Source organism: Pseudomonas sp. C9 (assembly GCF_002000165.1).
Classification (GTDB): domain Bacteria; phylum Pseudomonadota; class Gammaproteobacteria; order Pseudomonadales; family Pseudomonadaceae; genus Aquipseudomonas.
The window spans coordinates 3,756,294-3,771,258 of sequence record NZ_MPAK01000001.1 but is presented as its reverse complement, the minus strand read 5'-3'; the positions used below and the strand labels follow the sequence as shown (position 1 = coordinate 3,771,258).

Annotated in this window: 13 protein-coding genes; 7 read left to right on the top strand and 6 right to left on the bottom strand. The window is 60.4% G+C overall.

Annotated elements, in window-relative coordinates; genetic code table 11:
- The first annotated feature begins 3 nt into the window (after positions 1-3).
- The 7 genes from BMS17_RS17635 to cmoB all read left to right on the top strand — a co-directional run bounded on the left by BMS17_RS17635 (position 4) and on the right by cmoB (position 7,755).
- Positions 4-1,071 (top strand): mevalonate kinase, encoded by a 1,068-nt coding sequence (locus BMS17_RS17635; RefSeq protein WP_077431322.1) that lies wholly within the window; start codon positions 4-6, stop codon positions 1,069-1,071.
- Complete coding sequence (mvaD, locus tag BMS17_RS17630; RefSeq protein ID WP_052961847.1) at positions 1,068-2,066, top strand: diphosphomevalonate decarboxylase; 999 nt, start codon at positions 1,068-1,070, stop codon at positions 2,064-2,066. The genes BMS17_RS17635 and mvaD overlap by 4 nt, the downstream gene beginning before the upstream one ends.
- A 137-nt stretch (positions 2,067-2,203) precedes the next feature.
- Positions 2,204-4,621: an endopeptidase La gene (gene lon / locus BMS17_RS17625; protein ID WP_046026597.1), complete on the top strand. Its 2,418-nt coding sequence runs from the start codon at positions 2,204-2,206 to the stop codon at positions 4,619-4,621.
- Positions 4,622-4,839: 218 nt separating this feature from the next.
- Positions 4,840-5,232: a protease inhibitor I42 family protein gene (locus BMS17_RS17620; RefSeq protein WP_046026598.1), complete on the top strand. Its 393-nt coding sequence runs from the start codon at positions 4,840-4,842 to the stop codon at positions 5,230-5,232.
- Between the two features lie 2 nt (positions 5,233-5,234).
- The gene (locus tag BMS17_RS17615) at positions 5,235-5,870 is read left to right on the top strand and encodes a lysoplasmalogenase (protein ID WP_077431321.1); all 636 of its coding nucleotides are present in this window, start codon (positions 5,235-5,237) and stop codon (positions 5,868-5,870) included.
- A gap of 152 nt (positions 5,871-6,022) precedes the next feature.
- Positions 6,023-6,802 (top strand): carboxy-S-adenosyl-L-methionine synthase CmoA, encoded by a 780-nt coding sequence (gene cmoA / locus BMS17_RS17610; protein WP_175648976.1) that lies wholly within the window; start codon positions 6,023-6,025, stop codon positions 6,800-6,802.
- Positions 6,799-7,755, top strand: a complete 957-nt coding sequence (cmoB, locus tag BMS17_RS17605; RefSeq protein WP_046026602.1) for a tRNA 5-methoxyuridine(34)/uridine 5-oxyacetic acid(34) synthase CmoB — start codon at positions 6,799-6,801, stop codon at positions 7,753-7,755. The genes cmoA and cmoB overlap by 4 nt, the downstream gene beginning before the upstream one ends.
- A gap of 156 nt (positions 7,756-7,911) precedes the next feature.
- On the opposite strand, the gene tadA is transcribed toward cmoB, so the two are convergent.
- The 6 genes from tadA to BMS17_RS17575 all read right to left on the bottom strand — a co-directional run bounded on the left by tadA (position 7,912) and on the right by BMS17_RS17575 (position 14,829).
- Complete coding sequence (gene tadA / locus BMS17_RS17600; RefSeq protein ID WP_077431319.1) at positions 7,912-8,409, bottom strand: tRNA adenosine(34) deaminase TadA; 498 nt, start codon at positions 8,407-8,409, stop codon at positions 7,912-7,914.
- Complete coding sequence (locus tag BMS17_RS17595) at positions 8,409-9,785, bottom strand: multicopper oxidase family protein (RefSeq protein WP_077431318.1); 1,377 nt, start codon at positions 9,783-9,785, stop codon at positions 8,409-8,411. Before BMS17_RS17595 ends, tadA begins: the two co-directional genes overlap by 1 nt.
- A gap of 212 nt (positions 9,786-9,997) precedes the next feature.
- Entirely contained in the window at positions 9,998-11,575 is a 1,578-nt protein-coding gene (gene guaA / locus BMS17_RS17590; RefSeq protein WP_077431317.1) for a glutamine-hydrolyzing GMP synthase, read from the bottom strand.
- Between the two features lie 99 nt (positions 11,576-11,674).
- Entirely contained in the window at positions 11,675-13,144 is a 1,470-nt protein-coding gene (guaB, locus tag BMS17_RS17585) for an IMP dehydrogenase (RefSeq protein ID WP_046026607.1), read from the bottom strand.
- Positions 13,145-13,329: 185 nt separating this feature from the next.
- Complete coding sequence (locus BMS17_RS17580) at positions 13,330-13,878, bottom strand: hypothetical protein (protein WP_046026608.1); 549 nt, start codon at positions 13,876-13,878, stop codon at positions 13,330-13,332.
- Positions 13,879-14,061: 183 nt separating this feature from the next.
- Positions 14,062-14,829 (bottom strand): sulfite exporter TauE/SafE family protein, encoded by a 768-nt coding sequence (locus BMS17_RS17575; RefSeq protein WP_077431316.1) that lies wholly within the window; start codon positions 14,827-14,829, stop codon positions 14,062-14,064.
- Positions 14,830-14,965 lie beyond the last annotated feature (136 nt).

Sequence of the window (14,965 nt, the reverse complement as noted above, 5' to 3'; positions counted from 1 at the left end):
GTCATGGCACCGGTTGCTGTGCAAGCACGCGCTCCCGCAAAGATTATTCTGATTGGCGAGCACGCGGCGTTGCAGGGTTGCCCGGTGTTCGCTACTACCTTGGGGCTGTATTGCACCGTGCAGGTGCGTGAGCGCGACGATGATCAGATTGAAATTCAGTTACCCGAGCTGCAAATCCATCGGCAATACAGCACGGGCGCCCTGCTCGATTACGTCCGGGAAGTGCGCCAACGCTGGGTATGCTTTCGAAACGATCCCCAGACACACACCTTTATCGGCGTCAGAGGAAACGACGTCGATCACTTGGTCAAATGTGCTGTGGGCGAAGTTCTGCTCAAACTGGCGCTAGAAGACATACGCGGCTGCACGCTACGAGTGCAATCGAGCATTCCGCTGGACGCAGGCTTCGGCAGTTCGGCAGCCCTGGCGGTCAGCCTGTCAGCGGCGTTGTTGCGCCTCTTCAAGTTGTCGCCGCAACGGCATCCGCTGCAACCGCTAGCCATGCGCGTTGAACGTTACCAGCATGGGCTGCCGTCAGGGATCGATCACAACACTTGCTTGCTGGGTGGCATGGTCGAACGACGCCGCGAGGCGGGAAACCGGTTCAAGATGATTTCGTGGCCCGAGAGCACGGTACATCTGCAATTACACGGCATTGAGATCTACCACACCGGAGCCGCTCGCGAGAGTACCGGGCATGTCATCGCCGCCACCCGACACCAGCTCGAAGGCCGGGATAACCCACTATTGGCAAGCATGCACAGCTGTGCCGAACGCTTTCGCACGCTGTTGCAGTCCCGCAGCCCGGCACCTGAAACACTCAAGGCGTTGGTACACGACTATGAAGCGGCCCTGGAATGTCTGGGCGTGGTGCCCAATGCCGTTGTGCAAGTGATCCGCGCCATTGAAGCAGCCGGTGGTGCAGCAAAAATTTGCGGGGCTGGCGCCCTCTCCGGGGACCAGGCCGGAGCACTATTGGTGGTCGACGCGCCGGCGCTACCGGAACTGGCCCACTATCGCAGAATCGATGCCCCATTAGCGGTGGGCGGCCTGGAGGTCCAAGTGCAATGAATCGGATCAGCGTTTCTTCGCCCAGCAACATCGCGTTCATCAAGTATTGGGGCATGAGCGATGCGCGGCAGACGCTCCCCAACAATCCCTCAATCTCCATGACCCTGAGTCAGTGCCTCAGCTTCTGCACGTTGTCGCCCCGGACGAAGGGCGCTGCCGATGAAATCATGTGGAAAACCGCCAGCGGCCTATTGGTTGTGGCACAAACCTCACTGCGCCTTGGAATCGAACGCCATCTGCAACCCTTGCGCGAATACTTCGATGACTGGACACCGCTGCGCATCGCCACGACCAACAACTTCCCGACGGGTGCGGGCATTGCCTCGTCAGCGTCGGGTTTCAGTGCCTTGGCAGTGGCATTCGCCTTGCGCTGCGGGCAATCACTCGACAGCCCCGATCTCGGCAGACTGGCGCGCCTGTCCGGCTCTGGCTCGGCGGCGCGCTCGGTGCTGGGCGGGTTTGTCCAATGGCCTGGCGATAGCCGGCAGCTCTGCGAGCCGGTCCAACTCGCTGCGGGGCAGCATTGGCCGCTGCATGACTTGATCGCCATCGTCGACGCCACACCTAAAACTGTCAGCTCCCGTCAAGGTCATCTTCTCGCCAACAGCAGCCCCTTTTACCCGACTCGACTGGACCTTCTGCCGGAACGCCTGGCGACTGTCCGCCAAGCGATTGTGAGCCGGGATTTCAACGCATTGGCCGCTGTTGTGGAGCGCGAAGCCGTGGAGTTGCACATGATTGCCATGACTTCACAGCCTCCGATTTTCTATTGGAAACCGGCAACCTTGCGGATTCTGGAGCGGGTGCGGCAACTGCGCGGTGAGGGTTTGGAGGTGTGTGCAACAGTGGACGCCGGGCCCAACGTGCATGTGATATGCACAGAGCAACATAAGTCGGCAGCATTTGCAGCGCTGCGCACAGTGCCAGGGATAGAACGATGGATTTTTGATCAAGCGGGCGATGGGCCCAGGCGGCTGGCGCGTCACCTGTTTTGAGCGAGCGGCACACTGCCTGCCGTTAAGATCCCTGAATCTGTCCCGCCCCTGAACACACATCTGGAAATATCCGGGGCCATTGAAACCACCCCCCACCTGCCCCATCTAACACCCATACCCCATTGCGCAGGTGCCCCATGAGCGACCAGCAAGAATTCCCCGAAGACCCAAGCGAGTACGACGAAGCCGAACAAATCGAACACCACACCACCGGCAAAGGCCTCGCCCTGCCCGGCCAAAACCTGCCGGACAAGGTCTACATCATCCCGATCCACAATCGCCCCTTCTTCCCGGCCCAAGTACTGCCGGTCATCGTCAACGAAGAACCGTGGGCTGAAACACTGGACCTGGTCAGCAAAGCCGATCACCACGCCCTGGCCCTGTTCTACATGGACGCCCCCCAGGAAGACCCGCGCCACTTCAACACCGACGCACTCCCCGAGTACGGCACACTGGTCAAGGTCCACCACGCCAGTCGCGAAAACGGCAAACTGCAATTCGTCGCCCAGGGCCTGACCCGGGTGCGCATCAAAACCTGGCTCAAACACCATCGCCCACCGTACCTGGTGGAAGTCGAGTACCCGCACCAACCCACCGAGCCGACCGATGAGGTCAAGGCCTACGGCATGGCGTTGATCAACGCCATCAAGGAACTGCTGCCGCTCAACCCGCTGTACAGCGAAGAGCTGAAAAACTACCTCAACCGCTTCAGCCCCAACGACCCCTCGCCGCTGACCGACTTCGCCGCCGCCCTGACCTCGGCCACTGGTAGCGAGCTGCAAGAAGTGCTCGACTGCGTGCCGATGCTCAAGCGCATGGAAAAAGTCCTGCCGATGCTGCGCAAGGAAGTCGAAGTCGCGCGCCTGCAAAAAGAGATTTCCGCCGAAGTTAACCGCAAGATCGGCGAGCATCAGCGCGAATTCTTCCTCAAGGAACAGCTCAAGGTCATTCAGCAAGAGCTGGGGCTGACCAAGGATGACCGCAGCGCCGACATCGAGCAGTTCGAGCAACGCCTGACCGGCAAAGTGCTTTCGCCGCAAGCGCAGAAACGCATCGAAGAGGAAATGAACAAGCTGTCGATCCTCGAGACCGGCTCGCCCGAGTACGCGGTCACCCGCAACTACCTCGACTGGGCCACCTCGGTGCCGTGGGGCGTGTACGGCGAGGACAAACTCGACCTCAAGCACGCGCGCAAAGTGCTCGACAAGCACCACGCAGGCCTCGACGACATCAAGGACCGCATCCTCGAATTCCTCGCGGTCGGTGCCTACAAAGGCGAGATCAGCGGCTCCATCGTGTTGCTGGTCGGCCCACCGGGCGTGGGTAAAACCAGCGTCGGCAAGTCCATCGCCGAATCCCTTGGCCGGCCGTTCTATCGCTTCAGCCTCGGTGGCATGCGCGACGAAGCCGAGATCAAGGGCCACCGCCGCACCTACATCGGCGCCCAGCCGGGCAAACTCGTCCAGGCGTTGAAAGACGTCGAAGTGATGAACCCGGTGATCATGCTCGACGAGATCGACAAGATGGGTCAAAGCTACCAAGGCGACCCAGCCTCCGCGCTACTGGAAACCCTCGACCCGGAACAGAACGTCGAATTCCTCGACCATTACCTGGACCTGCGCCTGGACCTGTCGAAAGTGCTGTTCGTGTGCACCGCCAACACCCTGGACTCGATCCCCGGCCCATTGCTCGACCGGATGGAAGTGATTCGCCTGTCGGGTTACATCACCGAAGAAAAAATCGCCATCGCCAAGCGTCACCTGTGGCCCAAACAGCTGGAAAAGGCCGGCGTGTCCAAAGGCAGCCTGAGCATCAGCGACAGCGCCCTCAAAGCGTTGATCGACGGGTACGCCCGTGAAGCCGGCGTGCGTCAGTTGGAAAAACAACTGGGCAAACTGGTGCGCAAAGCCGTGGTGAAGTTGATCGACGAACCGAAAGCGGTGATCAAAATCGCGCCGAAGGACCTTGAAGCCTCACTCGGTCATCCGGTCTTCCGCAACGAGCAAGTGCTGTCCGGCACCGGCGTTATCACCGGTCTGGCCTGGACCAGCATGGGCGGCGCGACCTTGCCGATTGAAGCGACGCGGATCCACACGCTGAATCGTGGCTTCAAACTCACCGGTCAACTGGGTGATGTGATGAAAGAGTCCGCGGAAATCGCCTACAGCTACGTCAGCTCAAATCTGAAGTCGTTTGGCGGTGATCCGAAGTTCTTCGACGAAGCCTTCGTCCACCTGCATGTCCCGGAAGGCGCCACCCCGAAAGACGGCCCGAGCGCCGGCGTGACCATGGCCAGCGCCCTGCTCTCGCTCGCACGCAACCAGCCACCGAAAAAAGGCGTGGCCATGACCGGCGAATTGACGTTGACCGGGCACGTACTGCCGATTGGCGGGGTACGCGAGAAGGTGATTGCGGCGCGGCGGCAGAAGATTTTCGAGTTGATTCTGCCGGAGCCTAACCGTGGCAGCTTTGAGGAACTGCCGGATTATCTGAAGGAAGGGATCACCGTGCATTTCGCCAAGCGCTTTGCGGATGTGGCGAAGATTCTGTTCTGACATTGATGTAGCGCCTGCTCGATCGCCATCGCGGGCAAGCCCGCTCCCACAGGGTTCTTTAGTGGACACAGCGTTTGTGTCACACAACAATCCACTGTGGGAGCGGGCTTGCCCGCGATGGCGTCAGCCCTAACACCGCGAATTCCCGCTGTTGTCACACTTTGTCTCATCTTCAGTTATGCTCGCCGTTCGTCGTGAATGCCGGAGCCGCTGACCTTATGTCCCCCACTCGCTTGTTTGTCCCCCTCGCCCTTTCCTTGCTGGCCGCCTGCGCCACGCAGCCGAAACAGAACGTGACCGTGGAAAAACAAAGCCAATGCCCGGTGAAACTCAACAGCGGGCAAAACCTGATCCTGACCCTGCCGAGCAACCCGTCCACGGGTTACCGTTGGGCGATCCAGGATTCGGCCGGTGGTGTGTTGCATGCGCTCAGCCCCGAGGTGTACAGCAATCCGGAAGATGCCGGCATCGTCGGCAGCGCCGGTATTTCGACTTGGCGCTTTCAGGCGTTTGCCGCCGGCACCGGCCGTTTGCGCTTGACCTCGCAACAACCCTGGGCCCCGGAAGTGTTGCCGGTGGAAACTTTCGACTGCGCAATCTCGGTTAACTGATCGTGGGCTGGCTGATTCTGGCTCTGATGGGCGCGGTGACCTTCCTGTATGGCGTGAGCGTACACGCGACGTTGCTTTGCCTGCTGGTCAAACCGTTGCCGGTGCTGGCCCTGCTCGGCTGGCTGCACGACGCGCCGCCCAGCGACTATCGCCGCTGGATCAGCCTTGGCCTGATTTTCTCGCTGCTCGGCGACGTGTTGCTGGCGTGGCCGGGGGACTTGTTTGTGTTTGGCCTCGGCGCGTTTCTGGTCGCGCATCTGGCGTACTTGAAAGCCTACTTGAGCGATTGTCGGCGGTTGGCGTTGCTGCCCTTGATCATCGCGCTGGCCGTGGGTGCGGTGCTGCTGGGGATTCTGATTTCCCACGGTTTAGGCCCGTTGCTGGTTCCGGTGATTGTCTATGGCCTGGCCATCAGCGCAATGCTCTGGCGAGCACTGGCCCGACTGGGCTCCGATGTGCCGAAACGCTCGGCGCTGCTGGCGGCGGCAGGCGCGCTGGCGTTTGTGTTCTCCGACAGCGTGATTGGCATCAGCCGCTTTGTGGCGCCGTTCGATGCGGCGCCTTACGTGATCATCATCAGTTACTGGCTGGGGCAATGGGGGATTACGGCGTCGGCGTTCACCCAGAAACCGCGTTGAGTCCATCGCGGGCAAGCCCGCTCCCACAGGGATAGCGCTGTACTTGTGGGAGCGGGCTTGCCCGCGAAAGCGATCTCCCTATAAACACAAGATCCAGATCTGCCCAGCGGTTTATCAGACAACCCGCGCATCCCCCCGTCAATTTGGCTAAAATGCCGGCCTTTTCCACCCATGCCGCTGGAACCGCCGTGAGCAAAGAATCCGATCGTCTTTTCGCCCAGCCTTTGACCCAGGTGCCTGACTTCGCCTTTAACGAGGACGTGGTGCGGGTCTTCCCGGACATGATCAAGCGCTCGGTGCCGGGTTATCCGACCATCGTTGAAAACCTCGGCGTGCTCGCCGCGCAATTCGCCCAGCCCAACAGCGTGCTCTACGACCTCGGCTCGTCGCTGGGCGCCGTGACCCAGGCCTTGCGCCGTCATGTGCGCACCGACGGTTGCCGCGTCATCGCTGTGGATAACTCCGCCGCCATGGTCGAGCGTTGCCGCGAATACCTCAACGCCCAGGACTCGATGTTCCAGGAGTTGTTGCCGGTGGAAGTGATTGAAGGCGACATCCTCGCCCTCGACTTCCAGCCCACCTCGGTGGTGGCGCTGAACTTCACCCTGCAATTCATCGCTCCGGAGCAGCGCACCGCGCTGCTCTCGCGCATTCGCCAGTCGTTACTGCCGGGCGGCGCACTGATCCTGTCGGAGAAGCTGCGCTTCAATGACCCGCAAGAACACGCGCTGCTGACCGACCTGCACGTCGCCTTCAAGCGCGCCAACGGTTACAGCGAATTGGAAATTGCCCAGAAGCGCAGCGCCATCGAAAACGTCATGAAGCCTGACAGCCTCGAAGAACACCGCGAGCGCCTGCTAGCCGCCGGGTTCTCGAAAGTCATGCCGTGGTTCCAGTGTCTTAACTTTGCCTCGTTGATTGCCTTGCCATGATTGATCTGTCCCCCCTCGCCCGCCGTCTGGCCGGCACACCGCTTGCTGAATGGGCCAACACCCTGCAAGCACAACTCGACAAGAAAATGGAGAAGGGTCACGGCGACCTGGAGCGCTGGCAAAGCGCGCTGGACGCACTGCCGAAGATCCAGCCGAGCGAAGTCGATCTGCTGGACGGCTTGATGCTCGACACCGATTGCGACGATGCAACACGCGCGCAGATGCGTACCGCGCTGATGGGGTTGTCGCCGTGGCGCAAAGGGCCGTTTGATTTGTTTGGTGTGCACGTCGACACCGAATGGCGTTCGGACTGGAAGTGGTCGCGGGTTGCGCCGCATCTGGATTTGAAGGGCAAGCGCATCCTCGATGTCGGGTGCGGCAACGGTTATTACATGTGGCGCATGCTCGGTGCCGGTGCCGACAGCGTGATCGGTGTCGACCCCAACTGGCTGTTCTTCTGCCAGTTCCAGGCCGTGCAGCGTTACCTGTCCGAGCCGAATGCCTGGCACCTGCCGTTTCCGTTCGAAGACTTGCCGCCGGAGCTGGAAGGCTTCGACACGGTGTTTTCGATGGGTGTGTTCTACCATCGTCGCTCGCCGATCGAGCATTTGCTGGCGCTGAAAGATTGCCTGGTCAAGGGCGGTGAACTGGTGCTGGAAACGCTGGTGATCGAAGGCGATCAGCAGCAGGTGCTGGTGCCGGAAGACCGTTACGCGCAGATGCGCAACGTGTGGTTCCTGCCCTCGGTGCCGGCGCTGGAGTTGTGGTTGCGGCGCGCCGGGTTCACGGATGTGAAGTGCGTGGATGTCAGCGTCACCACGGTCGAGGAACAGCGCGGGACGGAGTGGATGAAGTATCAGTCGCTGAGTGATTTCCTGGACCCGGACGATCACAGCAAGACGATCGAAGGGCTGCCGGCGCCAATGCGTGCGGTCATCGTCGCACGCAAGTAACCTCCAATCTCCAAATCAATGGAGATCGAAATGTGGGAGCGGGCTTGCTCGCGAAAGCGGTGGGTCAGTCAACATTTCAGTTGAATGTTAATCCGCCTTCGCGAGCAAGCCCGCTCCCACATTGATCGGGTTCCCAGGTTAAGAACCCGGTGCGGCTCAATCCGCGGGTTTGGCTCGGCGGGCCTTGAAGAACTCGCTCAATACAGCCCCGCATTCTTCCGCCAACACCCCGCCTTCATACAACACCCGGTGATTCAAAAAGCCCTGGGTAAAAAACTGCCCCTGACTCTGCACAATCCCCGCCTTGGGTTCCAGTGCGCCATACACCACCCGCGCAATCCGCGAATGCACGATCAGCCCGGCGCACATGCTGCACGGCTCAAGGGTCACGTACAGCGTGCTGCCCGGCAGGCGATAGTTGTTCACCGCTTGCGCAGCGGCGCGGATCGCGACCATTTCAGCATGGGCACTTGGGTCGCTGGTACTGATCGGGCAATTGAAGCCGCGACCGATGACTTCACCGTCCTGCACCAGTACCGCGCCCACCGGCACTTCGCCAAGCGCGGCACCTTGGGCCGCCAGGGCCAGCGCTTCGCGCATAAAGTCTCGATCACGGCTGCGGTCGATAATGGCGGTGGGACGAATCTGACGCATCACGCCACCTCGATGGCGGCCATCAGGCCGGTTTCCATGTGATCGATCACGTGGCAGTGGAACATCCAGATGCCGCGGTTATCCGCCACCAACGCCACCTGCGCGCGTTCGTTCTTGCCCAGCAAATAAGTGTCGGTGAAGTACGGAATGACCTTGTGCCGGTTCGAGGCGATGACTTTGAAACTCATGCCGTGCAAGTGAATCGGGTGCTGATACTGAGTCATGTTCTTCAATTCGAAAATGTAGCTCTTGCCCTTTTCAAGCTTGGCAATCGGGCGGTCGGCACAGGTTTTGTCGGTGATGTCCCAGGCCTTGCCGTTGATCTGCCACAGGCTCGGCGGTTTGCCGTTGTCGACGTTCACCGACACCGAACCGACCCATTCGAAATTGAAGTTGAGTTTCTCGGCATTGGCCAGGTCCGGTTCGGCAATCGGGTTGGCGGGCAACGCAGGCGGCCATTGGGTCGGCGCGTCGGTGTTGGCCACCGAACGGAACGTACCCAAACGTACCGGGCCGTTGCGCAGAGCCAGTTCTTCACCAGCGGCCGGCGCCTTGATTGCCAGGCAAATACGCATGCCCGGGCCAAGCCAGTACTCCTTGCCCAACGGGCGTGGCTCGATGGGGTTGCCGTCCAGTGCGTAAATCTGCGCTTCGACGCCAGGAATGTTCAGGCGATAGGTCAGCGTGTTGTCGAGGTTGAGCAGGCGCACTCGGGTGATCTGCCCGGCCGGCAAGTCGATCACTGCTTGCGAGACGCCATTGATGGTCGACAAGCGCCCCGCCGTGCCGCCACGCGCCGCTTCACGAGGGATGCTGAAGGCGACGAACGCACCCTCTTCATCGACGTGCCAGCTCTTCAGGCTGAGGGTTTTTTCATACTTGAAACCGGTGGGTTCGCGCTCTTCGATAATCAGCGGACCGACCAGCCCGCGGCCGAGTTCTTCGCTGCTGTTCACATGCGGGTGATACCAGTAGCTGCCGGCGTCCGGCACACGGAACTTGTAGTCGAAATACTCACCCGGCAACACCGGCAGTTGCGAGACGTAAGGTACGCCGTCCATCTCCAGCGGCAGGCGGATACCGTGCCAGTGAATAGTGGTCGCGACGGGCAGGTGGTTGATAAAACGCACCCGCAACCAGTCGCCCTGACGCGCGCGCAATTCAGTGCCCGGTGCCGACGGGCCAAATGCCCAGGCCTGGGTGGTGTGACCGGCGACCAGCTCGACGTCCAGCGGCGCGGCAATCAATTCATAGTCGTGGCCCGCGTCAGCATCGGCCATCTTGCCCAGCCAGTAACGCGACGCGCCCCCGGCTCCGACACCAACGACAACAAGACCGGCCAGGCCACCGAGGATTTGGCGACGGGTAAACGACATGAACTCAACTACCTCACATGAAAAGCGGCAGGCCCAAGGCCCGCAAAAGGCGAATACGATACACCCGCAGTTGTGAAAGAAACAGCAAAGCGCCCGTGACGACGGGACGCAGGCTCGCCATACGACAAAGCGGCCCCATGAAAAAAGCCGTGTGAACTCACGCTCACACGGCTTTTTTATCCAGCGATCAAACCTTCAAGGTTTGTGCAGGATCACTCCCACTCAATCGTCGCCGGCGGCTTGCTCGACACGTCGTAAGTGACGCGGGAGATGCCTTCGATTTCGTTGATGATCCGGCCGCTGACGGTTTCCAGCAGCTCGTAAGGCAGGTGCGCCCAACGTGCGGTCATGAAGTCGATGGTTTCCACGGCACGCAGGGCAACGACCCAGGCGTAACGACGGCCATCGCCAACCACGCCAACCGATTTCACAGGCTGGAACACCACGAACGCCTGGCTGACCTTGTGGTACCAGTCGGCTTTGCGCAGTTCTTCGATGAAGATGTGGTCGGCGCGACGCAACAGGTCGGCGTATTCCTTCTTCACTTCACCGAGGATCCGCACACCCAGGCCCGGGCCCGGGAACGGGTGACGGTAGACCATGTCGTACGGCAGGCCGAGTTCCAGGCCCAGACGACGGACTTCGTCCTTGAACAGCTCACGCAGCGGTTCAACCAGCTTGAGGTTCATCTCTTCCGGCAAGCCACCCACGTTGTGGTGCGACTTGATGACGTGGGCCTTGCCGCTTTTGGCGCCAGCCGACTCGATCACATCCGGGTAGATAGTGCCTTGGGCGAGGTACTTGATGTTGTCCAGTTTGTTGGACTGGGCATCGAATACGTCGATGAAGGTACGGCCGATGATCTTGCGCTTCTTCTCCGGGTCGGACTCGCCGGCCAGGTTGTTCAGGAACTGATCTTCAGCGTTGGCGCGAATCACTTTGACGCCCATGTTCTCGGCGAACATGGCCATCACTTGCTCGCCTTCGTGCAGACGCAGCAGGCCGTTGTCGACGAAGACGCAGGTCAGTTGGTCGCCAATGGCTTTGTGCAGCAACGCGGCAACAACCGAAGAGTCCACACCGCCGGACAGGCCGAGCAGTACGTTGTCGGTACCGACCTGGGCACGCACCTGAGCGATGGCGTCTTCAGCGATTTTCGACGGCGTCCACAGGGCTTCACAGCCGCAGATGTCGAGGATGAAGCGCGACAGGATGCGACCGCCCTGTTTGGTGTGGGTCACTTCCGGGTGGAACTGCACGCCGTAGTAACCGCGCGCATCGCTGAACATACCGGCGATCGGGCAGCTCGGGGTGCTGGCCAGGATGTGGAAGTCTTCCGGCATCTTGGTGACCTTGTCACCGTGGCTCATCCAGACGTCGAGGCCGAACAGGCCGTCAGCGTCGATGTGGTCTTCGATGCCGTCGAGCAGGCGGCTCTTGCCGACCACGTCGACACGGGCGTAACCGAACTCACGCAGCTCGGAACCTTCAACCTTGCCACCGAGCTGTTCAGCCATGGTCTGCATGCCGTAGCAGATACCGAAGACCGGTACGCCCAGGTCCCAGACGGCTTGTGGTGCACGGGGGCTGTCGGCAACGTGTACAGACTCGGGGCCGCCGGCGAGGATGATCCCTTTTGGCGCGAATTCGCGGATCGCTTCGTCGTCCATGTCGAACGGATGCAGTTCGCAGTACACGCCGATTTCACGCACGCGGCGGGCAATCAGCTGGGTGTACTGGGAACCGAAGTCGAGGATCAGGATGCGGTGAGCGTGAATGTCGAGGGCCATGATTCAGTCTCGTCTAAGTAAGTCAGAAACAGTCGTGATTCAGAAACAACTCGGGGCTGAATAGAACAGCCCCGGTTGCTTAACGATTTGCTTGAAGGCTCAACCTACGCGGTAGTTTGGCGCTTCTTTGGTGATCTGTACGTCGTGAACGTGGGACTCGGCCATGCCAGCGCCGGTGATCCGCACGAACTCAGGCTTGGTGCGCATTTCTTCGATGTCGGCACTGCCGGTGTAACCCATCGAGGAACGCAGGCCGCCCATCAGTTGATGGATGATGGCGCTCAGGGTGCCCTTGTAAGGAACACGGCCTTCGATACCTTCCGGAACCAGCTTCTCGGCGCCTGCCGAAGAATCCTGGAAGTAACGGTCGGAGGAGCCTTGAGCCTGGGACATGGCGCCCAGCGAGCCCATGCCACGGTAAGCCTTGTACGAACGACCCTGGAACAGTTCGATTTCGCCCGGTGCTTCTTCAGTACCGGCGAACATCGAGCCCATCATCACGCAGGAGGCACCGGCAACGATGGCCTTGGACAGGTCACCGGAGAAACGGATGCCGCCGTCGGCGATCAACGGAACGCCAGTGCCTTCGAGGGCAGCGGCGACGTTGGCGATGGCACTGATTTGCGGGACGCCGACACCGGCGACGATACGGGTGGTGCAGATCGAGCCAGGGCCGATACCGACCTTGACTGCGTCAGCGCCTGCTTCGGCCAGGGCCTTGGCGGCAGCGCCGGTGGCGATGTTGCCGCCGATGACCTGCACTTCAGGGAAATTCTGTTTGACCCAGCGAACGCGATCAATCACGCCTTTGGAGTGACCGTGAGCGGTGTCGACCACCACCACGTCAACGCCGGCATTGACCAGGGCAGCGACGCGATCACCGGTGTCTTTACCGGTACCGACTGCCGCGCCAACGCGCAGACGACCTTGATCGTCCTTGCTGGCCAGCGGGTAGGCTTTGGCTTTTTCGATGTCGTTGACGGTCATCATGCCCTTGAGGGCGAATTTGTCGTCGACGATCAGCACGCGTTCGATGCGGTGCTTGTGCAACAGCTCGCGAACGTCGTTCTTGTCGGCGCCTTCCTTGACCGTGACCAGACGCTCTTTCGGCGTCATCACTTCACGGACACGGGCGTCCAGACGGTTTTCGAAACGCACGTCACGGGAAGTGACGATGCCGACCAGGTCGCCATCGTGCAGTACCGGAACGCCGGAGATGTTGTGCATGCGGGTCAGTTCGAACAGTTCACGAACCGTGGCATCCGCCTCGATCGTGATCGGGTCCTTGACCACGCCGGCTTCGTAACGCTTGACCTTGCGCACTTCGGCAGCTTGCTGCTCGATGGTCATGTTCTTGTGGATGATGCCGATGCCACCTTCCTGAGCCATGGCGATTGCCAGACGGGCTTCAGTAACGGTGTCCATGGCGGCAGAAACCAGAGGAATGTTCAGCTCGATGCCACGGGTTAGGCGGGTCTTGAGACTGACTTCGTTAGGAAGCACCTCGGAATAACCGGGCACTAGGAGAATGTCGTCGAATGTCAGAGCTTCTTGGCTGATACGCAGCATCGCGGGGGCTCCCGAGCGGGAAAATGGAAGCGCGCCATTATAGTCAGACACCCCCTCGGGTTCAATGTAAAACTCTGTCTATTATCGACACGGTCGATCGACGGGTATTTAACGCCGAATTCTGTAGGAGCAAGGCTTGCCCGCGATGGCGTCCTTAAGTCCGCCATCGCCAGCAAGCTGTGCTCCTACAGTTCGACTTTTACCCAGATGACCGGCTGATCGAGCCAATCGGCAAACTCGTCGATAAAGCTCTGCTTGAACCCGGCTTCAGCCCAGTTGTTGAAGATAAAACCCAGGTTGGAAAAGCCGCATTCCTGCAGGAACAGAAATCCGTTGATGTCATCTTCATGCCCGCATTCAGGGCAGGTGAAGTTATCGGTGCGGCCCGGCATCCAGTCTTCCAGGCTTTCGAACAAGGCTTCGCCTACTTCCTTGCGGCACTCGGCGCAGCCCGCCTCGCCCAGGAAACCTTTGGCCGGTGTATAGATGCAGCGCTTGGTGACGATCTCCAGGCCATTGATCGGCTCGCCGAACGGCAGGGCCTCTGGATGCAGGACCACATCGCGCGCACCTTCGGCGATGGCGTGGGCCATGCGATTGCCCGTGCGGCCACAGGTGGTCAGCTCTTCATTGATGATGTTCTTGCGCACCAGCCACCGCACGACCGCGCGAGCCCGGGGCTCGTGCACCGGCAACGTGGAGATTTTCGGGACGATGATGCTTTGTGAATTCATGGTGCAAGCCTGCTGCGTCAAATGGATGTTCTGCGGTATTCGTACTGGCGCCTTCGCGGGCAAGCCCGCTCCCACAGGGATCTCTGGTGAGCACAAATGTGCGTAGGACCAAGATCATGTGGGAGCGGGCTTGCCCGCGAAGGCGTCAGGACGGCCGGCAGCTTAATACCTGACGAAATCGGGTCAAGCACTCAAGTACCGCCCGATCAAGGCAATCCCGCTGGCCAATACCAACCACGTCACCAGCCGCACAAACGCTTCGCGGGACAACCTCATGGTCAACCGCCGCCCGATCCATAACCCCAGGGCCATGGCCGGTAACAAACACAGGGCCAACACCAACAAGGGTAGCTCGGCATACACGCCTGCGATGGCAAACAGGCTCAACCGCACCACCGTGCTGCAACTGATCAGCGCACTCTGGGTCGCCCGGGCCGCCTCTTTGGGCAGGCGACTGTTCAAATAGATCGCATATAAAAAGCCGCCACTGCCAAACAACGCCCCGAACATCCCGCCCACCGTGCCCATCGGCACCGCCCAGCCGGCAGACAACTGTGTCGGCCGGGTTTTGACCCACAGGCTGTAAATCGCGTACGCGCTGATAAACAGCCCCATCAACAGCAGCAACACGTCGGATTTCAGGTTCAACAGAAAGATCACCCCCAGCGTACAGCCCACCGCCATGCACGGCAGCAACCGCAACAACTCGGGCTTCGCCACATCGCGTCGCGAGGGCAGCAGATTGCCGAACGCCGCGACAAAATCGAGCAACACCAGCAACGGCACGATTTTCGACAGCGGCATGAACAGAATCAGAATCGGCCCCGCCACCAACGCCGTGCCGAAGCCAGCGATGCCAAACACGATATAGGCCAGGGCGATGCCCAGCCCGATCACCAGCCAATCCATTGGACCGAATGGCCATTGATGCAACATCTCAAAAACAGTCATCTGAAAACCTTCCCTGATTACCGCTGATGACTGTACCTGTCGCGGAGCCGTTACACGATCCATGTAGCAGCTGGCGAAGCCTGCGTCGACCGGTCCGCGCTCGGGCGCAGCAGTCGCTAATGCCGCATCCGTCCTG